Annotated in this window: 16 protein-coding genes and 4 pseudogenes; 8 read left to right on the plus strand and 12 right to left on the minus strand. The window is 64.2% G+C overall.

Translation table 11 applies throughout. The annotated features are described in order from the left end of the window. The first annotated feature begins 62 nt into the window (after nucleotides 1-62). The gene (locus BLW27_RS18515; RefSeq protein ID WP_143042357.1) at nucleotides 63-1988 is read left to right on the plus strand and encodes a hypothetical protein; all 1926 of its coding nucleotides are present in this window, start codon (nucleotides 63-65) and stop codon (nucleotides 1986-1988) included. Continuing rightward, nucleotides 1985-3520, plus strand: a complete 1536-nt coding sequence (locus BLW27_RS18520; protein ID WP_089885838.1) for a hypothetical protein — start codon at nucleotides 1985-1987, stop codon at nucleotides 3518-3520. Before BLW27_RS18515 ends, BLW27_RS18520 begins: the two co-directional genes overlap by 4 nt. A 1324-nt stretch (nucleotides 3521-4844) precedes the next feature. Here the strand turns inward: BLW27_RS18520 and BLW27_RS18525 are convergent. From BLW27_RS18525 to BLW27_RS18560, 9 genes and pseudogenes are all read right to left on the minus strand, one after another. Beyond that, nucleotides 4845-6074: a helix-turn-helix domain-containing protein gene (locus BLW27_RS18525; RefSeq protein ID WP_089885841.1), complete on the minus strand. Its 1230-nt coding sequence runs from the start codon at nucleotides 6072-6074 to the stop codon at nucleotides 4845-4847. 239 nt (nucleotides 6075-6313) lie between these two features. Continuing rightward, a complete protein-coding gene (locus BLW27_RS18530; protein WP_089885844.1) occupies nucleotides 6314-7294 on the minus strand; it encodes a ParB/RepB/Spo0J family partition protein in 981 nt (326 codons plus the stop codon). Then, nucleotides 7294-8505 carry an AAA family ATPase gene (locus BLW27_RS18535; RefSeq protein WP_089885848.1) on the minus strand — a complete coding sequence of 404 codons (1212 nt, stop codon included), beginning with the start codon at nucleotides 8503-8505 and terminating at the stop codon, nucleotides 7294-7296. Before BLW27_RS18535 ends, BLW27_RS18530 begins: the two co-directional genes overlap by 1 nt. A 937-nt stretch (nucleotides 8506-9442) precedes the next feature. Then, nucleotides 9443-10324 carry a DMT family transporter gene (locus BLW27_RS18540; protein WP_245710944.1) on the minus strand — a complete coding sequence of 294 codons (882 nt, stop codon included), beginning with the start codon at nucleotides 10322-10324 and terminating at the stop codon, nucleotides 9443-9445. Nucleotides 10325-10411: 87 nt separating this feature from the next. Beyond that, nucleotides 10412-10594 (minus strand): annotated as a pseudogene (locus tag BLW27_RS21805) (integrase core domain-containing protein); the annotation flags it as partial. A 55-nt stretch (nucleotides 10595-10649) separates the two neighbouring features. Then, a pseudogene (locus BLW27_RS22160) lies at nucleotides 10650-10916 on the minus strand (PAS domain-containing protein); the annotation flags it as partial. A 65-nt stretch (nucleotides 10917-10981) separates the two neighbouring features. Continuing rightward, entirely contained in the window at nucleotides 10982-12712 is a 1731-nt protein-coding gene (locus BLW27_RS18550; RefSeq protein WP_089885856.1) for a hybrid sensor histidine kinase/response regulator, read from the minus strand. 315 nt (nucleotides 12713-13027) lie between these two features. Next, nucleotides 13028-13678, minus strand: a complete 651-nt coding sequence (locus tag BLW27_RS18555; RefSeq protein WP_089885859.1) for a 5-formyltetrahydrofolate cyclo-ligase — start codon at nucleotides 13676-13678, stop codon at nucleotides 13028-13030. Between the two features lie 95 nt (nucleotides 13679-13773). Next, nucleotides 13774-14874: an HPP family protein gene (locus tag BLW27_RS18560; protein ID WP_089885861.1), complete on the minus strand. Its 1101-nt coding sequence runs from the start codon at nucleotides 14872-14874 to the stop codon at nucleotides 13774-13776. Nucleotides 14875-15134: 260 nt separating this feature from the next. Here BLW27_RS18560 and BLW27_RS18565 point away from each other — a divergent pair, with 260 nt between their 5' ends. Together BLW27_RS18565 and BLW27_RS18570 are read left to right on the plus strand one after the other, a co-directional pair. Beyond that, the gene (locus BLW27_RS18565; RefSeq protein WP_089885864.1) at nucleotides 15135-15347 is read left to right on the plus strand and encodes an HVA1 family protein; all 213 of its coding nucleotides are present in this window, start codon (nucleotides 15135-15137) and stop codon (nucleotides 15345-15347) included. After that, nucleotides 15332-15883 (plus strand): DUF488 domain-containing protein, encoded by a 552-nt coding sequence (locus BLW27_RS18570; protein WP_245710943.1) that lies wholly within the window; start codon nucleotides 15332-15334, stop codon nucleotides 15881-15883. Before BLW27_RS18565 ends, BLW27_RS18570 begins: the two co-directional genes overlap by 16 nt. Before the next feature lie 93 nt (nucleotides 15884-15976). Here the strand turns inward: BLW27_RS18570 and BLW27_RS18575 are convergent, their stop codons facing one another. Then, a complete protein-coding gene (locus tag BLW27_RS18575) occupies nucleotides 15977-16951 on the minus strand; it encodes an NnrS family protein (protein ID WP_089885872.1) in 975 nt (324 codons plus the stop codon). 154 nt (nucleotides 16952-17105) lie between these two features. On the opposite strand from BLW27_RS18575, the pseudogene BLW27_RS18580 reads away from it, so the two are divergent. Next, nucleotides 17106-17795: pseudogene (locus BLW27_RS18580) on the plus strand (Crp/Fnr family transcriptional regulator). Between the two features lie 225 nt (nucleotides 17796-18020). Beyond that, nucleotides 18021-19376 carry an oxygen-independent coproporphyrinogen III oxidase gene (gene hemN / locus BLW27_RS18585; protein ID WP_089885875.1) on the plus strand — a complete coding sequence of 452 codons (1356 nt, stop codon included), beginning with the start codon at nucleotides 18021-18023 and terminating at the stop codon, nucleotides 19374-19376. 314 nt (nucleotides 19377-19690) lie between these two features. Here the strand turns inward: hemN and BLW27_RS18590 are convergent, their stop codons facing one another. Both BLW27_RS18590 and BLW27_RS20935 read right to left on the minus strand, forming a co-directional pair. Further along, the gene (locus BLW27_RS18590; RefSeq protein ID WP_089885879.1) at nucleotides 19691-20530 is read right to left on the minus strand and encodes a ferritin family protein; all 840 of its coding nucleotides are present in this window, start codon (nucleotides 20528-20530) and stop codon (nucleotides 19691-19693) included. Between the two features lie 55 nt (nucleotides 20531-20585). Further along, on the minus strand, nucleotides 20586-20780 hold the full coding sequence (locus BLW27_RS20935) for a hypothetical protein (protein ID WP_143042359.1): 195 nt from the start codon (nucleotides 20778-20780) through the stop codon (nucleotides 20586-20588). Here BLW27_RS20935 and BLW27_RS18595 point away from each other — a divergent pair. Both BLW27_RS18595 and BLW27_RS18600 read left to right on the plus strand, forming a co-directional pair. Beyond that, nucleotides 20779-23001 (plus strand): NosR/NirI family protein, encoded by a 2223-nt coding sequence (locus tag BLW27_RS18595; RefSeq protein ID WP_089885886.1) that lies wholly within the window; start codon nucleotides 20779-20781, stop codon nucleotides 22999-23001. The two genes, BLW27_RS20935 and BLW27_RS18595, sit on opposite strands and share 2 nt — an antisense overlap. 15 nt (nucleotides 23002-23016) lie before the next feature. Then, a pseudogene (locus BLW27_RS18600) lies at nucleotides 23017-23294 on the plus strand (TAT-dependent nitrous-oxide reductase); the annotation flags it as partial.

A 23294-nucleotide genomic window follows, 5' to 3' on the forward strand; every position in this document is an offset into this window, starting at 1 on the left:
ATTACCGCGATCCCGGTAACGGCCAATCTTCCCGATAACGATACCACCAAGAGGATGCAAAATTGACCGCCACCACTCCAACGATGCTCGATATTCTTCGGTTTGGCCAGGCCTTCGAGGGCGGAACTGAAAAGCAATATGCGACACATTTCGAACGAATGTTCCGCAAGCGTGGATACCAGGACCGCCATCTCGAAACGCTCGAGGGGTCCTTGGAGGTCTACCTCCAGGTCGCCCCGAAATACCGGAAAGGCAACGCCGATCTGAACGCAAGGATCCTGGATTGGGGCATCACCCCCGGGACCTACAGGCAATACCAGGCGGACGGGCGGCGGATGGTCGAAACCTTCACGGGGGAACTTCAGGCACGGCGCGCACGCCGAGAGCGGCAAGACGGTTTCGCGCGATTGCAAGCCATCGTTCCCGACATGATCAGCGCCGTCCTCCTCAAGGAGAGCCAGGGCCGCAACCTGCCGAGGCTCATCGATCTGGCCCGGGCCAGGGGGTGGGACATGTGCGACATCACGCGCGAGCGCATCATCTCCCTGCGCGAGGATTGCCTGAGCACCGACGAATGGGCCCGTGTCAAGCAAGCGGCCGCCTGTCTGGACTACCTTCGGCAATTTCCGACCTGCGTGCCGTTCCTGCCGCACGACGAGATCGGCGATCTTGCCGGGGTTCTGCGCCTCGACACACGGCTCCCGGCATTTCTCGACGAGGAAGCGCAGCTATGGGTGCGAAAGACCACTGTCGTCTACCACGACGACATGCTCACCGAAGAAGCCCGGTGCGCGACAGCGAAGGAGTACTCGGAAAGCTGCAAGGCCGTCTATACCGCCTCCCTGCGCGCATATATGCGCGAGGCCCATAATGACTGCGACCTCGACACCGTCAACGGCCTGACCGCCCTGTTCAGGCCCGACCGGATCGAGAAGACGCTCATCCGTCTGTGCAGGAAGTCCGGCACCCCGGACGGTCTCGCGCCGCGCACCCTGTCCTCCTATGCGCTGAACCTCAAACGCACCCTGGCGACCCAGGGACTTGCGGAAGAGGCCGCCAAGGTCGAACGGCTCATGAAGACGCTGCCGGTTCTCATCGAGGGGCAGGCGGCCAGCAAGATGATGTCACCGAAGGTCGAGGCCTGGTGCCGCGACCTTCTGAACGACCCCAATGCCATGGAGCTTTTCGAGACTCAGCATTTCTTATATGCTGAAAAGGCGCTCGCAGCGATGGAACTGGCCGACCTTGAAGGCATCGACCTTCTCGCCTTCAGCCGGTCCCCGGACACGCAACCACTCACTCCCGAACGATCACGCCTCGCCGCGGACCTTCTAAGGCAAGCCAGGATGTACGGCACCTGCGCCGCTTTCGCCGCGATCGAGCTCGAAGGGGCCCCGTTCCGCAAATCGAACGTCATCGCCGACCTGAGACTCTCGGGCCACCCGCAGACCTTCTTCGACCATCGCGCCGACAAGACGCGGCCCCGCCTGGAAATCCATATCCCGAACGAGCTTCTGAAGAACGGGGACGCGATGACGAAGCGCAACCAGCATCTGCCCCGCTTCATCTTCGACAAGGACGGGCTCGGTGCCGACGGCTATCGCATCCTGTCGTTCTACCTGACGCGCATCCGTCCCCTGTTCCGCGGCGCGGATCTCTCGGATCACATCTTCCCGGCCATCGAAGCCGAGCCCCGGTCTCTGGTGATCTCGACGTTCGACGGCTGGCTGACTGAATGCTCCACGAAGATCGGGCTCCCTCTCCTGCCGCACAACTTCCGTCACGGGGTCTCGACCATCGAGATCTTCCATGACCCTACCTGCTACGCCGAGCTCGAGACGTTGACCGGGGACACGGAGAGGACGCTGCGGCAGCACTACGCGTTCATCGACCGCGAGCGGCAGAGCCGGACCTTGCAGCAGAAGAGATACCAGCGTCGTGCCCAACGAATGCAGGCCTCGCCAAATGCTGCGGGGGTACCGGCATGAAGATCCACCAGATCCTCGAGCAACCGGTCTGGCGAAGCCTCGCGCAACGGCCCGGGTTCGCCGACCTGTCCGTCCCTTCGATCGAGACGACAAACGGTTTCTTCGAGTTCATCGTGGCACACGGTCTCGCGTCACCGACGGCGGGCGATATCCGGAACTGGCTCGGCGACTGCGCGGAGCCGGAGCGTTCGCTCCGGATCGACCATCTCCAGGAAGTCTTTGCCGTCTGCCAGCCGTCGTTCCTTGGGGCCATCCGGGAAGCGCGTCGTTTCGCGACGCCCAGCCCCCCCAGGAACCCAGTAAGCAAAGCCGCGCACGCTGTGTCCTTCGAACAACGAAGGGACAAATCCTGCGTGCTCCGACCAGTCTACGAAACGCAGGATTGGGATCCCATAGCCCCTCCGACACGGCGCCCGCCGAAAAAACGATCTGTCTCCCTCCCGCCCGGGGACCTCCCTGTGGACTATCAGAGCGCGTTGCGCCGCGCAGCCGACGGATTGCCTGGCCAAGAACCCGGCATGCAGGTGCCCGCCCGCAGCATGGTGTTGAGAATGCGTGAAAAGGTCTGTCAATACGCCTGGTCGGCGGCGCAGCACAATCTCGATGCAGAGCTTAGCGTGCCGGGAATAGACGCATACCTTGCCGACCTGAAGGCGCGCCTCCTGCCGCGGCCGGAGGGACTGCGATGGGCGAGCATGCGCGCCACGGCCGATGCGCTCCTCCTGTTTTCCAGATATAGCGGCGCTTCGGCTGAGATCACCCGACATCTCTGCGATTACCGGCGGGATTACGAGGCCCGGGAGACCGGACAGCGGGCCCTCAAGTTCTTCGCCCTCGCGCGCACCGGGAATTCAACGGACCGTATTCTGGACATGGCCGAGGGACTCCTCGCCGGCGTGGAGGCCGAGGAACGCCCCAGAAAACGGCACCAGATGCGAAACGGAGCGGCCATTCTTGCGATCTTCGCGAATGCGCCGCTTCGCAATGCCTCGGCGCAGCTCGCATTCGGTGAGACCCTGTTCTGGGAGCGCGGCGAGTGGGTGATCAGAACCGAGATCCAAAAGACGCAGGCCCGCCGTCCCGATCTCTTCAAATTTCCCCTCCATCCGGCGGCCGGTCGATTCATCGACGCACTGATCCTCGCGGATGCATCCCCGGCCATGCTCCCCACTCTCAGAGAAAGAGTGCTGCGCGAAAGGCGCCAACTCTTTGTCCTGCCAGACGGGTCTCCGGCCGCCGCGACGTACGTCCCGCGCGTGTTCCAAGCGCTCACGGACAATAGTTTCACCACATTGCGCGTCATGCTCTACTCGGACGCCATTGCCCATCACGGTGTTGAAGGGATCGACCTTGCCAAGCCGGCGGCGCATCATGCCAGCACCGATATCGTGAAGAGGCGTTATATCGCGGAGCAGGTCGCGGAGATCCATGCGAACAACCTTCGCGAACGGCAAGGCCGGCGCAGGAGGAAGGACAGACAAGACTTCGATGTCCTTATCTCGACCCTTGAAGCGTTCAGTGGAGGCGAATAACCACTTGCCCTTCGCCTCCGCGACGGTCTCGACCTGGGGCGCTCTGCCTCAAATCATCGGCGCACTTCTCAACTTCTTGCTCCAAATGATACTCGAAAAGGCTTTTTCTAACATGTTTTCAATGCTTTAAGCGATCTTCCAGATCCGAGGGACGCGAGATGAGAGGCCTGTTCGGCGGGAGTAGGGCGGCGTCCTATCGTTCGGCGGCAAGCAAGCCTTCGGCTGACCCGGGCAAAGTATAATTTCATTCGGTGACCGTTGTTTTTATTATACATTATCCAGTTTACCGCGGTAAAGTCCAGTCCGGGAATGATCCGAAGGGAAAAAACACTGAACGATCAGCGCATCTTCCTGCTTGAGTATCACTCACGGGCCCGACACTTTCCCTGCCGGAGGCTCTCGCCGCTCAGCCTTGCTCGGCCGTGGGTTTTGCACCGCGGTCTGCGTGCGCACTCAGCACGAAGTGCGGCGTGAGACATGGCGCAGGACGATTGCGGTTTGACCCTCAAAATGCAGATTGGTAGGAGCGCCCCCTGCCCTTCTGGGGTCTGCGCCAGTCGTTGCAAGGACCCTGGAGAACGCCATGATCGCGGAATCTCTTCGACCATGACCGGGTGGGGGTGTTCCAAAAGTACTGGCTCATAGCAATGCGCTTGATACCAAAAGAGCGCTACTGAGGCCCCTGCCCCACTCCGATTAAATTAGGGCCTTTGAGCATCTCCCTCGGAGCACAAATCTGCATTCAGGTGAGCGTCGAAACGCTTGGTGGCCGGAGGATCTCGCCGCTAAGCCTTAGTCGGCCCAAGATCTTGCACCGCGGTCTGGACAAAAATCCCTGAACGAAGCGAGAGGTCGTGTTTGAGAGGGCAATGGCAATTTGATCTTCAATCGAATTCGGGAGATCTGCCCTACTCTGCTGCGAGATGGTCACTTCGCGGTAAGGTTGGAACAACGTGCATACGTTCAGAGCTTCGCATGCGCTCTGCAGTATGCCACGGATCACGGATTCCCGGCATCCTTATCGTAACCCCGATGTGCGTGTGCTCCGGCTTCCAGTCTGTGCGCTCGATGCGATGGGAGTGGGTCGCCGAGCGCGGCGGGAGGTCATTTCTTTGTTAGTCCCCGACACACTCCTTATGTTGATGAAAGCGGAAGCCCCAGGTGACCTATCATCTGGTCTTCTTGTTGCCGTTCCGGGGAGATTTTGGTCTGCGACCTTCGTCGGCGGCAGCGCTTCTGGAGTCCTTTCTTCACTCCAGCCTCAAGGCTTGGCCGACTCCGCGGAATCGTCTTGCTGTCGATGGCAATGTTTCAGAGCCTCGTATCAGGCATATCGTCGAACACGGCCATCGGCGATCGTCTGGCCAGACTTCCATGCCTTCAGCATTGATGCGAGATATGCGTTCGGGTTTGCGATCGTTGCGATGCGCTTTGTCAGGGTGTCCAGGCAATACATGCTGTCGACGGCGCCGATGGTAGAAACCAGGTCAGCGACCGTTTCCTGTCTTAGTCCAAGATACTTTGAAAAATCAAAAAGCATTCCCGCTACTTCATTTTTCGAAGCTGGAGGCGAAGGAAACCACTCTGATAGCGCTGGAAGTTGACGCCAAACTCGTTTGAGGGCTTCGGTATCGGCCGCGCGTGTTTCTTTGTATTCTTTTGGTTTGGACTCAAAGGGGAGGTCACAGTGTCCGGCGGCGCCGGGCATTCTGTCCGACAGCGAACTGCATTCCACCGCGGCATTAGGGGTGATCACGGATGCTGATGTGGCGACCCAATTCTGCTGTGTCGTCTCACAGGAGGGAGTAGGGCAGGGGGCTTGTTCAGGATTCGCAGGTTCGTCGAGCGAACGTGCGATGGTACTCAGCGCATCGGCTATTCGGGCCTCGAGCAGCTCAAGATCGGAGCCGCTGGGGGCCTTGCGCTTGCGGAGCCTGTCGTAAAGCCTGACCAGATCCGCGACGGGGTCCGTGGCCCAGCTGGGAGCGTCACGCACGATCTGCTTCAGTCGCGAGAGCGTCGAGCTGATTGAGGTCAGCCTGTTGCGCAGCTGGCGTGCTTCTTTCGCTGCCTGCGCAGCGATCCTCTCGAGTTTCGGCAGGCTCGCGAAAAGCGGCGAAAGATCGATTCCATATGCATCAACGATCTCGTCTGTGTTGGGGTCGCGCAATGGGAAACGCCTGCCGTTTGGGGACAGACGCCTGGCGATGAGCCCAGCTCGCTCGAGGCGTACCTCACCGCGGTGGAAGGTTCGTGGCTCCATGCCGCCAGCGCGTTCTGCCAGACGTTCCACCTGCATAAACGAGATCGGGAACGTTTCGGGTCCGATGGGGCCTTTCCGAAGCACCGTGAGATGTACTCGCAACACGCTGATGTCCCTGTCGGTGAGGCCGAGATGACGTGCAACCGCAGTTACGCGGTCGAGTATGACCCATCGGTCCAGGCCGAGCGTGGACGGCCGGGCGTCAATTGTTTGGGTGGGAGCAGGGCAGGGCGCGGGGCGCACCTCTTGCCTGCGCCGACACGGGGTTTCCGTGGACGTGAATGTCTGCATGGTTGTTTCAGGTCGGCAATACTTCCCCGTTCACCGAAAACGGCGTTGAAGAGATTCGCTTCTCGGGGTAAGAAGGTGGTGTTCAAGCAACTTCTCAGCCCCTCGGGACTTCGGTTTCGGGGGGTCTTGTTTTGCCTTCTGGCCTGTCCTCTTTGGTTTCTGCTCTGGTCGGGGTGGGGCGCTCTTGGGGGCACCTTGATGAGACTTTACCGCGGTAAAGTCAATTTTACCGTTCTTTATCAGTCACTTGAGTATCCTCCCTTATTGTCGTCGTTCTCGAGTTCGCGCGCGATGGCCCGTTCGATACGCTCAAGCAGGTCGTGGCTCGCTTTGCGCCCGATCTTGATGCGCAGCTCCCGCGGCCGGCGGGTCTGCCTCACCTGTCCTGCCATGTAGCTGCGCGTGACTGGTGCATTCGACTCTTTCTGCGACGTGCTTTCCGGCGATGCCTTCCATGCCTTGACCGCGGCGAGCACGGCTTCGAACCGGTCGGCACTGTCTTTGATGGACGTATCGACCATTGCGAGCACGACCTCTTGCGAGAGGAGTTTGCGCTTCATCTCTTGGTGAAGACTGTCCCATTTGCGCCGACCGATGCCGCGGGCTGGTCCGATCGCGACTACCACATCCTCGCCGACATTCTGGTAAGTCTTGATCATGAAGCTCATCAGTGTCTGCGAGATGTTCAAAAACTCCGATACATCCGTCTGAGAGAAATCCGCGTCTATGGCCAAGGAAGCGGCACGGGCGCGCTCGATGTAGCTCGTCTCAAGGCGGGCCGTATTTTCGATGCCTTGCGTGATGAATGCTTCGCGATCGTCCATGCGTGTGACGAACGCTTTTATCGTGGGCTGACCAATGGCCTTAATTGCGGCCAGGCGCCGCCGGCCGACCACGATTTCATAGGGCATGTCGCCACGCGCGTGGCGGACGATGACAGGGATTTGCTGGCCGTTTTCCCGAATACTCTGGATCAAGCTCTCGATGTCTTCGTTTACATCGATGCGGTCATTGATCGGGCTTTGCGTGACCTGGTTGACCGGTATGTCCTGGTAACTCCGTTCGCCGCCGCCGCGGGTCGCGGCGGCGATATATTTCTCTGAAGCCGCGCCGCCGCGGACCATCGGCTTGCGACGAGCCGGGCGCGGCTCCGCTTCGGTTTGTGGGTCGGTGTCACTTTTGGGTGGTTCCCCGGAGATGTTGAAAACGGATCGAACCATTATGCGACCTCCCTGACGCTGCTCTTGCGGCCGCGGGCAGCCATGATCTCTTGCTCGATTTCAAGAGAGATGCCGATGACACTCTCCGCGATGCGGTCATAGGTCTTGCGGGTAAATTCGCTCGGATCAACCTCGAGCAACGGGTTCATCGTGTTGCCGGCATCGGCGATGGCTGTCGAGCTGAGCAGGTCGGTGCGCAACATCGCCTCGCCGAGTGTGTGACGCAGAAAGCTGGACAGCTGAAGTTGCGCCGGGTCGCTCGGTTGATACCGGGTGAGGACGAAGCGAAGAAAATCGAACTTTTTTTCCGGCACGACGTTCTCGATGGACCGCAGCGTGCTTGAAGCCAGTTCGAGAAACTTTTCGAGACTCACGACGTCCAGCATCCCGGCGGAGAGCGGAATGATCATTCCACTGGCCGCGTAGACCGCAGTAATAACGCAGAAAGACATGTGCGGAGGCGTGTCGAAGATGATGACGTCGTAGGAATCCTCTATGGGCGCAAGCTTTTCCTGAAGGCGCTGATAAAACGGAACGCCACTGGCTGCGGCCTGGGCTGTCTCGTATTCGAACTCCGTCAGCGCAATCGAGCCGGGCAAAATGTCAATGTTGGGGAAGTAAGTGGCGGCAATGGCCTGGTGTGCCGGGACGGGGCCATCGTCTGCCGATTCATAGCGCAATACGTCGTAAATCGATGGTACGTTGTCGAGGTCTGCCCGCACATCGAAAAGGTCAGACACGCTGGCCTGAGGATCGAGATCGCAGACAAGCACGCGGTACCCTCGTGCTGCCAGAACTTCGGCGCAGTTGGCGACAAGCGTCGATTTCGCGACGCCGCCCTTTAGGTTGTAGACAAGGATCTTCGCGGTCTCCTCGCCAGGCAGTCGCCACGGTTGCGTGCCATCGGGAAGTTTCCCGGCCTGAAAGAGGGCACGCTGGATCTCGTGGATCTCTTCCAGGGCGTAGGTCTTTTTGTTGCCGGGCTCCATGCGGCCGGACGGCAACCCCTTCAGCGTCTTGAGATGGGACCGAAGCGTGTTGTACTTCATGCCGATGCACAGGTCGGCCATCTCCCGTATGGAGAAGCGCCTCAGGGGCTTGTCTGACTTTCGGTCGTCCGGAGACATGACCCGGCGCATCTGCTCATCGAGCGCATCGCCAAGCCTGATGCTGTAGCGCTCGAGGTCGTCTGAGTTTATCTTGCCTGCCATCACTGGCTGCCTCGTCGTTCGTTTTTATAGACGCTATATCAGTAAATCCCCACAGGTCTACAGAAAGCTGACGGCGCGAAGTAGGGTAAACATTCGCGCGTTGCTTCAACAGGGCTGTATAACACAAAGACAACAAGTGCTTAGAAGGAAAAGTTCAGGATGCTATGCTTGTACGGCGATAGCAAATCTGTTCTCGCCCATGGATGGAAGAGGGAGAACGCGCCCAGATTGGCCATGGGGTTGTGCGATCGGGCGCGCGCATGTGCCAAGTTGCACGACCGATCGATTCCCGGGGGAAGGGGGAGTCCTACAACTGGTGCGCGAGCAACGGCATGCCTGGATCGGGCGCCCGTCGTCTGCTGGCGTCCGTTTCGTTACCGGAGGGGCAAGGGTTCATAAACGCTGCAGGTAGCGCCGGCGGACCGGATTGTTGGCGCGTTTTAGTGGTGCGGCGGCTTCTCTGAAGAAGGTGGCGGAGCCGGATTGGCTGCCGTCGGCTTCATCCGTACGCGAATCTCTACATATTGCTTATTACCGGTCTATTTCTCTCGGTCCGAGCACATTCTAAACTGGTTGCGACAAATACCCTTCCCGGATGGCGGCCCAGACGAAGGGGCTTTGAGGCGCAGGTGACGGAATACGGCGCCGCGCTGCGCTACCTGGGGCTCCTCGCACTGATCGAGGGAAATCCCGCCAGCCGCAAAGCCGGATGGCTGAGGCGGTCAGCCTGCTTTGCGGCTGGCGGCGGATGGCGATCGGCGGTCGAGGCCGTCGCCCTGACGAAGCGGGGTCACGAAGTGACCGGACATTTACGCCGCTTGGCAGCGCAGAGCTCGCGTTGGAGCGGCTCGATGCTAAGGAACGCCAGGCCTTAATTTCGGCGCCGCTTGTTCAGGTTCTCGACCGCGCACCAGCGCGCGGAGATTTGCCCGTGCTCTCACTCATCGAGTTGCCGCTCGCGGAAGACGATGAAGAGACCGCTCAAGATGATTATGCCGGCGCCGACATAGGTGGCGAGATCCGGAATTTCGTTCCAAATCAGCCAGCCGAGCATCGTCGCCCAAAGCAGGGCGGAATAATCGAACGGGGCGACCACCGCGGCGGGCGCGAAGCGGAACGCCTGCGTCATCATGGTCATGCCAGCCGTCCCGAAAAGCGCGATGGCGAAGAAGAGCCAGAGATCCTCGGCCCGGATGGCGGCCCAGACGAAGGGGCTCACGATCCCGCTGAGCAACGCTCCTGCTCCGACGAGGTAGAGCATCAGGGTCCAGACGCTTTCGCGCGGGTCGACCCACCGCGCGCTGATCATCAGAGCGGCGTAGAAGAGGGCTGTCGCCACCGGAAAGAGCGCGGCGGGCTGGAAGGCCGCGCTGCCTGGACGGACGACCACCAGCACGCCGAGGAATCCGACCAGAACCGCCGACCATCGCCGCCACCCGACGTGCTCCTTGAGCAGCAGCGCCGAAAGCGCGGTGATGAACACGGGCGCCGCGAAGACCAGCGTCGTGGCTTCGGCGAGGCCGAGATAGGTCAGGCCCGTGAAGAACAGCGTGGCGGCGCAGAGCCAGAGCACGGCGCGCACCAGATGCGCCACGGGCCGGTAGGAACGCAGCGCCGCCGTACCGCCCATCCTCAGGGCGATCAGGATTGCCACGGGCAGGGCGATCACGTTGCGCAGGAAAAGGATCTGCACCGGGGAGTAGTCGGCCGCCAAGGTCTTCCCGATGGCGTCGTTCACGCTTAGGCACGCGACGCCCGCGCACATCATCAGGATGCCGGTGAACGATCGCGAAGCGGCATTGGTGGCGACAGTCTGCATGGGTGTATACTCTTCGGGCGTGGAATCCGCCCCTCGCGATCGACAGGAACACGCGGCTGTTTTGACAGTGATGCGGGAGTTGCGATCCTCGACTTGGACGGGGCTGAGATACCCCAAGGCTGAGTGCAGGCGGCGGGGATTGTAAGCGTCGATGAAGCGGGGGACGCCGATGGCGACTTCCTCGAAAGTTCCATACTCCATCAGATAGGCATCCTCCACCTTCAGAGTTTTCATGAAGCTCTCGGCCTGCGCGTTGTCGTGGTGATTGCGGCCGGCCACTGTCGAGCATCCAGCGCCAGGCGCCGTCGTGGCGCCGAAGGCGGTACTCTACGCGGAACGATTGCCTTGAAGTGATCGCGCCGTCACACGCCTTGATCCTGTCGAGATCATCGGGATGAACATTGTCCATCCATCCGCCGTCGAGTTCCTCCTCCAAAGCCCTGCCGGTAAAATCTCGCCAGGTCTGGTTGAAATAGAGGCCGGAGAAATTCGCGTGAGAGAGCCACATCAATGCGGGAGACGCATCCAGGGCTGCGCGAAAGATTTCATCTTCTGCCGTGGAATCTGGTTGCGAGATGTGGTGCGGGTCCATGCCGGGAAAGATAGCAAACGCCAAGCCGTTGGCTACTGCCGATCGCTCATGGCGAAACTTCGACGTCAGGAGGTCGCGTCCTGCGTCCCGGCTGCTCTGCCGCGGCCCATGCCTTTTACAAGCGGCAGCAGGATTATCACGCGCGTGCCCTTGCCCACCGTGCTGCTGAGCGTGATGGCGCCGCCCGCGTCTTCGGCAAAGCGCCGTGCCTGGAACAGGCCCATGCCCGACCCGTCACGGCCCTTGGTGGAAGCGAAGGGCGCGAAGAGTCCCTTCTGGATCTCTTCCGGAATGCCGATGCCGATGCCGGTGTCCTCGACCGAGATCTCGACGTAGTCGCCGTCACGCAGCGTCTCGTGCCCGCGCAGCGGCACGCGTAGCGTGGCGATGCGCAGCAGGCCTCCCTCGGGCATCGCGTGCGAGGCGTTGATGCACAGGTTCACCAGCGTGGAATCGAATTGGGCGAGGCTCACCTCAACCACCGCGTTTGCGGCGTCGAGGTCCAGGTGCAGTTCCACACCGGGTCCGGTGGTGCGCTGCAAGAGGCTCGAAAGACGCTCGATCAGCCGGTCCGGCTGGACCTGAACGGCGCGGAGCTCGTGGTCCTTGGCGAAATTCAGCAGGTCGGTCGTCAGCGCGATACCCCGGTCGGCGGCATCGTCGAGCGCAGCCAGCAGCGTCTCGTCGGCGTTCTGGCGGCGCAGCATCCGGGTGCCAGACCGCACCACCGCCAGCAGGTTTTTGAAATCATGTGCGACGCTGCTCGTCATGAAGCCGATGGTCTGGACCTTTTCATGCATTAGCGCCTCCTGGCGCGCGACCTGCTGTTCCAGGGTCCGCCGCACCATTGCCATGCGCAGGAACAGTGTCAGTACGACGATCAGGATGGCGCCCAGAACGACGACAGGGACCATCTGCCGCCAACTCGCCAGCGCTTGGGTGCGGTCGAGGGACACGCCGACGATCAGCGGAAAGTCTTCGAGCGCGGCATAGCCGACGATCGCGGAGCGCTGATGGATGCCACTGATGCTGGTGTAGACGCCGCTCGACGCGTGTGGTAGCCTGCTTCGGAAAAGTTCGTGATCGGTCAGCTGCGTTCGGTAATAGCCAGGCAACGGCGGTACGCTGGCGATCAAGGTGCTGTCCTTGTGCAGCAGGGCGATGGTGTCGAATTCCCGCAATTGCAGCAGCTGGAATGTCCGCTCGACAAAGCTCGGCTCAACCGCTGCGACGGCAATTCCGGCGAACCCACCGTCTGCGGTCTCGATCCGCCGGGCGACGGGCACAAACCACTCCGAGTTTATCATCGACTGGACAGGACGCCCGACGAACAGGTCCACCTCGGGATCGTCACGAAGGATCTGAAAGTATCGGCGATCGGCCAGGGACACGCGCAGCGCATCGGGTTGGGTCGTATGGATCGCGTAGCCGTCCGTGCCGACGACGAAGAGCGTGCGCACATAGTCGAGGTGATCATTGAGCTGGTCGAGATATGAAGCGTAATTGGCGTCTCCTTCGCGCGGTTGCGCGCTTTCCAGCACGGTCACCATCGACATCAGCGCCGCGTCCGTGGAGCGCATGGCGATCCGCGTATGCTCGCCGAGCAGGGCTGTCAGGTTGCTTGTTGTCGCGCGCGCCTCGTCGAGCGCCTGACGATAGGATTGCGCCAGGATCAGCGCCGACACGATTGCCGCGAAACAAACAAGGACGACCGCTTCAAGCCTGGGACGGCGCGACGTGTTCGGCAGCCGGACGCGCCAGCGCCGGATTGGAATAGTCCCGGTGCCGTCCGTCATCCGCCCAACCTTGGGCTGCTCTCGCGCGCCATGGGAAAACCTTCAGCGTTAGAGAACGGGCCACCAGTCAACCAAAATGATCGGTTGTGGATCATCGCAGTCACGCTCCTGTCAGGTGTAGTCTCCGCTTCTTTGACAAACCGCGATCTCATGCCGGGTTCTGGATCCTGGGCGAGGATGTGCTGATCGCGAACGCGGTTCAGTTCACCTACTTCTACATCGTTACCGGGTCAGCGGATACAACGATTTCTCCCCCGTATCGCCAACACTCTCAGGTCGCACAACTGACCTATGCGCTGCGCGGCCATCCACGATCTACCGGTGAAGGTGCGCCCCGTCCGAGAGGATCACATCGTCCATCGGCACGTCCCAGGGCATCGGGAAGATTGTCGGAAGCAGGCATCCGGCGAACCCGACGCCGATGACCCGCGGCGGCGGGTCGATCCGCGGCAAGGTGCGGTCGTAGTATCCCCCGCCGTTGCCGAGCCGATAGAGCGCCTCGTCCGCCCCGACGAGCGGGGCGATGACGACGTCGGGACGGCCGGCTCGGCCGCCGGCGGGGACTGGGATGTTCCAGAAGCCTCGGGTCATCCGGCAGCTCGGTGACCAGCTGTGGAATTCCAGCGGCGCATGCTCCTCGACGACCACCGGAAGCAGAACCTGCGCACCGGCGGCATGAACCTTGTTCATCCAGGAGCGAAGGTCCGGCTCGCCGCGGATTGGCCAGTACCCCGCGACCGTCATGCCGGGGCCGGGCGCGATGACCTTCTCGAGGCGATCGATGAGTGCGGCCGTCGCACCCCTCCGGTCGCCGGAAGAGAGGGCGCGTTCCGCCACCAACCGCGCTCTTTCGGCACGTCGAAAACGAGCCACGTCTCGGGCTGTGTCAGGATCGACCGGATGCCCGTCGACGAGGAGATGGGCGAAGCACGGTGAAGAGCCGTGGCCGGCCTCGTCTTCCGCCATCTCACTCTCCTTTCGCTACGCCGTGATGTGAAGACGGCTGGGCCGCAGAATACTTCTGATCCTGCGACGTGAGCTACGGATTATTCAAGACAACTTCAGGCGGCGGCGCGGTCCTCGGACCCGCGCAGCAGCAGGCGGATGATGTCAGACCGGGTCAGGATGCCGACAAGCCGGTCGCCGGACGTCACCGGGACGACCTCGGCACCCTGCGCCGACAGGCGGTTGAGCAGCGCGCCGACCGGCATGTCGTGCGGGACCGCGCGGTCGGCCGGACGCATCACATCCGATACCGGGCGACGCAGAGCGGCGTCTTTTCGGCGCGCGGGACGGTCCTGGGCAGCCAGTGCACCGAGAAGATCGGCCTGAAGCACCAGGCCGCGCAGCGTGTTGCCGTGCTCGACCACCGGCAGGCTCTTGATCGCGTGCTTTCGGAACAGCCGCGCCGCCTGCGGCAGCGGGGTGTCGGGCCGCACGGTGATCAGGTTCGTGGTCATGATGTCGGCGCAGGTCGTGCCGTCGAAGCGCTGCCGTGCAGCCTCGGCCTCGGCCGCCGCCAGCAGCCGGCCAAGATCCGCCACGCCGAGGTTGGTGGACTGGTTGAACCGCTCCAGCAGCGCGCCAAGCTGCGCGTTCGACAGGCCCAGCCGCAAAGCGGGCTCGCCCGCGTCGTCGGTCTCGGGCTGGCGGAACGGATAGACGCGACCGGTGGCACGGTTGTAGATCACCGCCGCCAGAACGAGCGCCGCGGTGGTCAGCCCCACCGGCATCAAGGCGAAGAGCGGCCCGGCCTCAAGCGCCGGCGTTGGATCGAGCGAGGTCAGCAGCGCCACGGCGCCTCCGGGCGGGTGCAGGGCCCGGACGAGCATCATCGCCGCGACCGCCGCGCCAACGGCAACGGCCGCGGACCATGGCGCGGGCACGATCCACACCGTCAGAAGGGCCACGAGGGCGGCCGCCACGTTGCCGACGATCGCCGACCATGGCTGGGCCAGTGGCGAGTTCGGCACGCAGAACACCAGAACGGCCGTCGCCCCGAGCGGCGCTACGAGATAAATCGACGAGACGCCCCAGGCGACGCCTGCGCCGACGATGAGAGTACACAGCCCGATGCCCAGGAACGCGCCAGTACTGGCCCGCAGCGGCTCGAGCCCGTGGGGCGGTGGAAGCGCCGGGTAGAGATGATGCCATGGTCGCATCCGGGAAACCTCGGTCGGACTTGCGGAATTGCTCGCGCCTTGAGCGTTATCCACGGCTTATGCCTCAAGATCGGGTGGTTTGAAAACGGCGCGGGTGGAGGAAAGGACGGTTGTCCTCCCGATGCTGCGAATGACCGAACGAGGTTGGCGAGTGGACAGAGGAGAAGAGACAACTGGCCATTAATCCATGCTCCAGCGCCTGCGCCTCTCCCGGAACGTTTGACGCGACTTCGTGTTGAAGGAGCAAGGGAGGCGAGCTGATGGCAAAGACTTCAACAGGCGATTGCGGCACCTGGAACGCGGAAGTCGCCAGCCTAAATGGTCGCGTCCTCAGGGTCGATGAAACTGAATATCGTTGTGAGGAGCATCGTAGCCGCGCTTCAATGAATAAGACGCAGCGCGAGATCACAAGTGACAGGACCGTCGCCATCGCGGCGCACGGGGAGGATGCGCTGACTTGGCTCGTTCCGTGAGCGGCGGGTTTGCAACAATCGGGCATTCGAACCGGTCGCCGCAGACCGTGATAGACATGTTGCGGGATGCGGGAGTCCGGCAACTGATCGACGTGCGGTCGTTCCCGAGGTCCCGCAGCAACCCGGATTTCAACGAAGACAGGTTTCCCGAGAGGCTTGCTGAACATCAGATCGGCTACCGGCACATGCTGGCTCTCGGCGGGCGCCGGCCAAAACAACCGGATGTTGATGACGATCTGAATTCCTTCTGGAGGGTGCGCAGCTTCCACAACTACGCCGACTACGCCCTCGGATCCGATTTTCAGAACGCTTTTTCCGAGTTGCTCACGCTCGGCCGCGCCGAGACTCTCGCGCTGATGTGCTCGGAAGCTGTCTGGTGGCGATGTCATCGCAGGATCATCACGGACTGGCTGCTGCTCCACGGCCAGGAGGTGCGTCACCTGATGGCACCGGGCCGCACCCAGTTGGCGCAGCCGTCCGAGGGCGCGCTGCTGCTGGACGATGGCTCGGTGATCTACCCGCTGTCTCGAAAGTGATCTCTCGGGTCGGCGCTGCCGGGGGACCCATGTGCCGTCGCGGAGACGCTTGAGTGAGGCAACAAAGGCCGGCACGGCGCTGCTGCCTCGCTGTCACGCGGTTTTCCGTGTGAGCCATGGGGATATTTGCCAGACGAGGATGGCGAAGGCGCAGGTCCAGAGGGCGGCGGAGAGGGCCACGCCGTCGAGGCTGCCGAAGGCGAGGTGGTGGCCGGCCACGCGCGCGGCCGCCGGCACGGTCAGGTAGGCGATGTGCAGCATCAGGAGCAGCGGGGATCGCCACGTCGCCCAGCCGCACCAGCGCGCGACGCGCCCCAGGTGCATGAATGCGGCAAGACCGGCAGGAACCGCCGTGGCGGGGTGACCGGGCAGGACGACCCACAGGATCAGCGCCGCGGCGCCGGACAGCAGGCACAGGCCGTCGAGCCGGTCGAACGTCGCCGGCAGGCGCGTCGCGCTGCGCTTGACCAGCCAGTTGCGCGTGAAGGCGGGCAGGATGCGGCCGCCGATCAGCAGGATCAGGAAGACCAGCAGCGCGATGCCCAGCCTGCGGGACATATCGGCGCTGCCCTGCGTCATGGCCTCGACGTGGAACAGCACGTTGGCCAGCCACAGCAGCGAGACCGGGATCAGCACCTTGAGGTTGCGCCAGTTCCGTCCGGCGACGATCTCGTGCGCGATCATCACCGCCACGGCCAGCACGAAGGCCTGGTCGACGACAGCCACGGCGACCGGGCCGAGGCCGGTCAGCCCGGCGGCCGCCAGGCGCCCGGCCAGCCAGATCGCCAGCAGCACGACCAGGGGCCGGCCGCGCGTCGGCCGCCGCCCCGTCCAGTTCGGCACCGCCGTGAACAGGAAGCCCGCCACGACGGACGCGCCGTAACCGAAGACCATCTCGTGTATGTGCCAGTCGACCGGCGTGAAGTGGCTGGCCAGGGTCACCTCGCCGCGCCAGATCAGCCACCAGGCCGGGACCAGGACCAGCGCGCTCAGGGACGCGGCCAGGAAGAACGGTCGGAAGCCGTAGGAAAACAGCGCCGGACCCCGATACGTGTCGTCCTGGCTCATCGGAACTCTCCTGCTCGAACGTCGTCCCGCGCCCGTCGCCCCGGACGGCCGTCCCCGGCCGCCGGGGGCATCGTCGCGGCTGTTTCGTCCGCTGCAGAATTGCCGTAGAAGCCGATCCGAACGTTGCTCCGAGACAATCTCCGGTGCCGAAACCTTGGCCATTCTTAACGAAAGCCTTTTGCACGGCCTGCCGCCCTTCTCGCGGCTGGACAGGGCGCAGATCCGCGAGATCCTCGACCTCGCGGTGTCCCGCCGCTAAGAGGAAGGTACGGCGATCCTCCGCGAGGGGGACGATGCGGCCCGCTTCTTCCTGCTGATCGACGGCTACCTGCGGGTGATCCGCACGATACCGGGCGGGGACCAGATCATCGTTCTGCACATCTCGCCGGGGCAGCTGTTCGGGATCGCGCCGGCGTTGCAGCGCGACACCTACCCGGCGACATCCGTGGCCGTGGCCGCGGCCGAGTCGATCGCGCTGTCGTGGCCGGCGCGCCTGCGGTCGGACTTCACGACGCGCTACGACGGCTTCGCCACGGAAAGCTACGGGACGCTGGGCCAGATCCAGGAGACGCTGACCGAGCTGGCGACCCAGGCGGTCGAGAAGCGCGTCGCCGCAGCACTGCTGCGCATGGTCAACCAGAGCGGGCGCAAGACGGATGCGGGGATCGAGATCGCGTTCCCGGTGACGCGGCAGAACATCTCGGACATGACCGGCACGACGCTGCACACGGTCAGCCGGCTGCTGTCGGCCTGGCAGAAGGACGGCATCGTCGAGTCCACGCGCAAGCACATCGTCGTCACCGACCCGCACGTGCTGGTCGTGCTGAGCGGGCCGGGGGCGTAGGTTCGACGCATCGCACCGGCCGCTGGCATCGGCGGCCCGCCGGGCGCTGGGGGCGCAGGCCGACCGCGAATGCCCGCGCGCTGGTCCTGCGCGCCGGGCTGGGCGTCGTCGTGTGGCTGGGCCTGCTGCATCTGCACGAACCGGTGATCGGCGCGTCGCCGTTTCCCGTCTGAATTATTGATCCTGCGCAAGGTTCCGGCGGCGGGAAAGGCGCATAGGACGAACATGAAACAGATCGATCGCCTCCGATCCCTCGGCCTCTTCGACGCCAGGGTGCCCCGCTACACCTCGTATCCCACCGCGCCGGTATTCTCGCCCGCGGTGGGCGAGCCGCAACAGAGCGCCGCCCTTCGGGCGCTGGACCCGCACACGCCCGTGTCGGTCTACCTGCACATTCCCTTCTGCGAACGGCTCTGCTGGTTCTGCGCCTGCCGCACGCAGGGGACCAGGACGCTGTCGCCCGTCGAAAGCTATCTCGGCACGCTCGAGCAGGAGCTTGCGCTTCTGGCGCGGACCTTGCCGGCGGGCCTTCGGATGGGGCGGATGCACTGGGGCGGCGGCACGCCGACGATCCTGCCGCCCGCGCTGATCCACCGGCTGGCGCAGGCGGTCAAGGCGGTGATCCCGCCCACCGACGACTGGGAATTCTCGGTCGAGATCGACCCGACGATGGTCGACCGGGCGAAGATCGACGCGCTGGCCGAGGAGGGGATGAACCGCGCCAGCATCGGCATCCAGGACTTCGATCCGAAGGTGCAGCAGGCCATCGGGCGCATCCAGCCGTTCGACGTGACGCGCGATTGCGTGCGGGATCTGCGCGCGGCGGGCATCCGGTCGCTGAATGCCGACCTGGTCTACGGGCTGCCGCACCAGGACGTGGCGCGGCTGGACCACACGGTGTCGGGCGTGATGGACCTCGACCCCGACCGGATCGCGCTGTTCGGCTACGCCCACGTGCCGTGGATGTCCAAGCGCCAGCGCCTGATCGACGAATCCGCGCTGCCGCAGGAAGTGGCGCGCTACGAGCTGGCCGAGCACGCGGCGGCCCGCTTCCGCGACGCGGGCCTGACCCCGATCGGCATCGACCACTTCGCCCGGCCCGGCGACGGTCTGGCCGTGGCCGCGCGGACCGGTCGGCTGCGGCGCAATTTCCAGGGCTACGTGGACGATACCTGCCCGACGCTGATCGGCCTCGGCGCGTCGTCGATCTCGCGCCTGCCCACCGGGTTCATCCAGAACGCCGCCGCCACGCCGGCCTATGTCGAGCGGATCGAGGCGGGGCAACTGGCGGGCGCGCGCGGCCACGTCATGACCGACGAGGACCTGCTGCGCGGGCGCGCGATCGAGATGCTGATGTGCGACTTCCGGCTGGACCTCGACGCGCTGCGCGCCGGCTTCGGCGCAGGCGCCGACAGGCTGAGGGCCCAGATGGCGCTGGCCGCCGAGCGTTTCGGCGACCTGGTCGAGGTCACCGACGACGGGCTGACGATCCGGCCCGAGGGGCGTGCGCTGACCCGGATCGTGGCGCATGTCTTCGACGGCTACTCTCCGGACGGCGCCCGGTACAGCCAGGCCTCCTGACGGCCCATGCCCCGGCGGCCCGTCCGCCGGGGCATCCGCATCCGGCGTCCAGGCAGACCCCCCGGCCGGTCCGGGGTAATTCGTTCTGGCGGCGGGCGTGGAATTCCGGCCTCTCGCTCAGCAGCTTGTCCCTCGGCGCTACGCTCTCCTTTCGAACCAAACGCCTGCTCGATGTAGACCTCGCCCTGCATGAAGTAAAATTTGCAGTTGACCGGCGGCAGTCTGCCCTCAGGCTCGACAATATCATCCGTGGATCCCGGCGGCGAAGTGGTCCGCGACCTCGACGGGCTGCGGGCGGTCGCGAACGGCTGAGGTCAGCGCAGGCGCGCGAGGCGCTCCAGCCCGCGCGTAGCCAGATCCTGCGCCGTGGCGACGACCTCCTCGTGCCCGGACTGGTCGGCGACGAAGAGGTAGACCTCGACCGTGATCTCGAGCCGCTCGACGGCCAGCGCGCGCAGCGACGCGCGACCCGTCGGAAGCGCATCGGAAGGGGCGACCATGTCGTCCGTCGCGCCCAGTTCGCCTGCGGTGTCGCGTTCTTCCTGCGCGATTTCGTCCAACACGTGCGCAAGCGGATCTTCCGCATCCGCAAGGACCGCGGCGATGCGCACATGCAGCCCGGCCAGCGCGGCCTCGCGCCGCGCGGCCTCGGCCTCGAGTTCGGCCAGGGAAGCCGTGCGCAGATAATCGAAAGACGGTTCGCGGCTTTCCTTGTACGCGGCACGCCGCTCTGCCCGCAGGACCCCGACGTGATCCATCTCCGCCAGCGCGAGGCGCTCGGCCTCGTTCTTGACGGCGGGATCGCGGGCATGTGCGCTCAGGTAGGACCAGAAGGCGAAGGCGCGCTCCTCGTTCCGGACGGCCAGCGCGAAGGCGCGGTAGGGCGTGACCAGACGCAGGTCGCGCAGGCCCTCGTCCTGGAATACCTCGGGCAGGGTCGGCGCCGGGGCGGTCGCGTCGCCCGGGGCGTTTTCCCGCTGCAGGGCTCCGATACGCTCGAACGCGGCGCGCGCGCCGTCGTTGCCGAATTCCGCCATGCGCGATGCGAGATCGCCGTAAAGGCGGATCGCTTGGCCCGACAGGCCGCGGTCCAGCGCATGAAGGTCCCCGGCCGTTTCGACGGTAATCGCCGGTTCGGCACGTAATCGGCTCATTCGCCTCCTCCCCTTGCAATAATCAAGCTGCCTTGTTTCCATGAGGCAGACAACCTCAGGATGACCAGGAGTAACCCGGCAGATAACGCCGCCCGACATTGAGCCAGATCAAAGAGTGGCTGGAAAGAGCGGAATAGGTCGTGTCGGACAGGTCCGGCGCCACAAGCCTTGGGCAGAAGGACAGGTGAGCAATGAACGGATCTTGTACGCGTAGCAGGGCTGCCCACGCATCGGCATTGCGCCTGGTCATGGCACTCGTGCTGGCCGTTCTGACCGTCATGATGGCGCCGAACCCCGTATCCGCGGCCGACCGCCTTCCCGAATTCCTGGCCGAGATCGATCCCGGCACGCTGGTTCCCGGCGCCGACCGGTTCGGCGACGTCGCGGGCAGCCCGCCGGTCGTGCCCGCGCTTGCCGGCGACGAGGTGCTGGGCTTCGTCTTCCTGAACTCGGACTTCGCGGATGCGACCGGCTATTCGGGCAAGCCCATCCACATCGCGGCCGGCATCGACCTGTCGGGGCGCATCACCGGCCTGCAACTGCTGGAGCACCAGGAGCCGATCGTCCTGATCGGCATCCCGGAAAAGCGGGTCGTGGATGCCATCGCCTCGCTGGTCGGCACCGACGTCGCGGCCGTGGCCGAGGGGCGGCAGCCGCTTCCTCAGGTGGACATCGTCAGCGGCGCCACCGTCACCGTCCTCGTGATGGGCGACAGCGTACTGCGCGCGGGCATTGCCGTGGTGCGGCAGGGGCGCCTTGCCGAGGTGCAGGCGGATGACGTGGCCGCGCCGGCACAAGCGGCCGAGCGCACCATAGACATGGAGCAGACCGAGGTTCGCGACTGGCAGACGCTGGTCGGCGACGGCTCGGTCCGGCGGCTGTCGCTGAGCGTGGGCGACGTGAACGAGGCGTTCGAGCGCGGCGGCAACGAGGATGCCATCGCGCGGCCCGAGCGCGGCGAGCCGGAAGAGCCGTTCATCGACCTCTACACCGCGCTGGCGACGATCCCGACGGTGGGCCGTTCGCTGCTGGGCGAGGCCGCGTATCAGCAGATGATAAACCAGCTGGAGCCGGGCGAACACGCCATCGTGGTCATGGGAGAGGGACGCTATTCCTTCAAGGGCTCGGGCTACGTGCGCGGCGGCATCTTCGACCGGATCGAGCTGATCCAGGACGTGAACACCCTGCGCTTCCGCGACCGCGATCACACGCGCCTCGGCGACGTCGAGGCCGAGGGCGCGCCGGATTTCGACGAGGTGAGCCTGTTCCGCATCCCCGCGGGCTACGGATTCGAGCCGACCGAGCCGTGGGCTCTTCAGCTTCTGGTGCAGCGCGCGACGGGGCCGCTCGACAAGGCGTTCACCACCTTCGGCCTGACCTATACCCCGCCCGAGCAGTACATCGAGACGACGCCCGCGCCGCAGGTGCCGGCGGAACCCGTGGCCGCCGGCCCGCAGCTGGGCGAGGCCGCGGCGCTGACCGGCGAGCTGGCCGAGCCGCTGTGGGTGCGGATGTGGCGTGCCAACACGGGCAATATCTCGGTCGCTCTGGCGGCGATCGGCGTGCTGACGGTGATCTTTTTCTTTCAGGACGCGCTGGTGAAACGCTACCGGCTGTTCGTCTGGGTGCGGCGCGGGTTCCTGGCCTTCACGCTGGTCTGGATCGGCTGGATCGCCAACGCGCAGCTGTCGGTGGTCAACGTCCTGACCTTCGCCAATTCGCTGATCACCGGGTTCAGCTGGACCTATTTCCTGTCGGCGCCGCTGATCTTCATCTTCTGGGTGTCGGTCGCCGCGGGCATCCTGTTCTGGGGCCGCGGCCCGTTCTGCGGCTGGCTGTGCCCCTTCGGCGCGTTGCAGGAGCTGCTGAACAACGTGGCGCGCGCGCTGAAGGTGCCGCAGATCAACGTGCCCTGGGGCCTGAACGAGCGGCTCTGGCCGATCAAGTACATCATCTTCCTCGGCCTGTTCGGACTGTCGTTCTATTCCGTCGCGATGGCCGAGGTCGCCTCCGAGGTCGAGCCGTTCAAGACCGCGATCACGCTCAAGTTCATGCGCGCATGGCCATTCGTGCTGTTCGCCGTGGCGCTGCTGGTCATGGGGCTGTTCATCGAGCGCTTCTTCTGCCGCTACCTGTGCCCGCTGGGCGCGGCGCTGGCGATCCCGGCGCGGCTGGCGATGTTCTTCCCGTGGCTCAAGCGGCACAAGGAGTGCGGCTCGCCATGCCAGCGCTGCGCCAAGGAATGCCCGGTGCAGTGCATCCATCCCGACGGGACCATCAACCCGAACGAGTGCATCTGGTGCATGCATTGCCAGGACCTTTTCTGGGACGAGCATCGCTGCCCGTCGATGATCCAGAAGCGGCTGCGCCGCGAAAAGGTCGCCTCGGCGCCCGGCGCGCCCCCGAAACTGAAACCCGACGCCGCCCGCGCCCGCGCGGTCGCGGGGCACCCGAATTCCACACCAGGTTAAACAAGGAGACTTATCATGGACAAAGAAGAGTTCCGCCGCGTGGCGCTCAGCCGCCGGCAGATGCTGGGCAGCTCGGCCGCCATCGCGGGCGTCGCAGGGGCAGCGGGCCTGGGTGCCTTCGGCGCCTCGGCCACCGGCGCCCGCGCCCAGGGCAGCGGCAACGGCCACGCTGCGATCGAACCCGGCGAGCTCGACGAATACTACGTCTTCGTCTCGGGCGGCCAGTCGGGCGAGGTCCGCATCCAGGGCCTGCCCTCGATGCGCGAGCTGATGCGCATCCCCGTGTTCAACCG

The sequence above is a fragment of the Citreimonas salinaria genome, assembly GCF_900107235.1.
Lineage (GTDB): Bacteria > Pseudomonadota > Alphaproteobacteria > Rhodobacterales > Rhodobacteraceae > Citreimonas > Citreimonas salinaria.

What these genes read in the sequence shown, in the direction of transcription:
- BLW27_RS18520 (WP_089885838.1), top strand. Translation starts at nt 1,985, where the DNA reads ATGAAGATCCACCAGATCCTCGAGCAACCGGTCTGGCGAAGCCTCGCG.
- BLW27_RS18525 (WP_089885841.1), bottom strand. Translation starts at nt 6,074, where the DNA reads ATGCAGACATTCACGTCCACGGAAACCCCGTGTCGGCGCAGGCAAGAG.
- BLW27_RS18530 (WP_089885844.1), bottom strand. Translation starts at nt 7,294, where the DNA reads ATGGTTCGATCCGTTTTCAACATCTCCGGGGAACCACCCAAAAGTGAC.
- BLW27_RS18535 (WP_089885848.1), bottom strand. Translation starts at nt 8,505, where the DNA reads ATGGCAGGCAAGATAAACTCAGACGACCTCGAGCGCTACAGCATCAGG.
- BLW27_RS18540 (WP_245710944.1), bottom strand. Translation starts at nt 10,324, where the DNA reads ATGCAGACTGTCGCCACCAATGCCGCTTCGCGATCGTTCACCGGCATC.
- BLW27_RS18550 (WP_089885856.1), bottom strand. Translation starts at nt 12,712, where the DNA reads ATGACGGACGGCACCGGGACTATTCCAATCCGGCGCTGGCGCGTCCGG.
- BLW27_RS18555 (WP_089885859.1), bottom strand. Translation starts at nt 13,678, where the DNA reads ATGGCGGAAGACGAGGCCGGCCACGGCTCTTCACCGTGCTTCGCCCAT.
- BLW27_RS18560 (WP_089885861.1), bottom strand. Translation starts at nt 14,874, where the DNA reads ATGCGACCATGGCATCATCTCTACCCGGCGCTTCCACCGCCCCACGGG.
- BLW27_RS18565 (WP_089885864.1), top strand. Translation starts at nt 15,135, where the DNA reads ATGGCAAAGACTTCAACAGGCGATTGCGGCACCTGGAACGCGGAAGTC.
- BLW27_RS18575 (WP_089885872.1), bottom strand. Translation starts at nt 16,951, where the DNA reads ATGAGCCAGGACGACACGTATCGGGGTCCGGCGCTGTTTTCCTACGGC.
- hemN (WP_089885875.1), top strand. Translation starts at nt 18,021, where the DNA reads ATGAAACAGATCGATCGCCTCCGATCCCTCGGCCTCTTCGACGCCAGG.
- BLW27_RS18590 (WP_089885879.1), bottom strand. Translation starts at nt 20,530, where the DNA reads ATGAGCCGATTACGTGCCGAACCGGCGATTACCGTCGAAACGGCCGGG.
- BLW27_RS18595 (WP_089885886.1), top strand. Translation starts at nt 20,779, where the DNA reads ATGGCACTCGTGCTGGCCGTTCTGACCGTCATGATGGCGCCGAACCCC.
- BLW27_RS20935 (WP_143042359.1), bottom strand. Translation starts at nt 20,780, where the DNA reads ATGACCAGGCGCAATGCCGATGCGTGGGCAGCCCTGCTACGCGTACAA.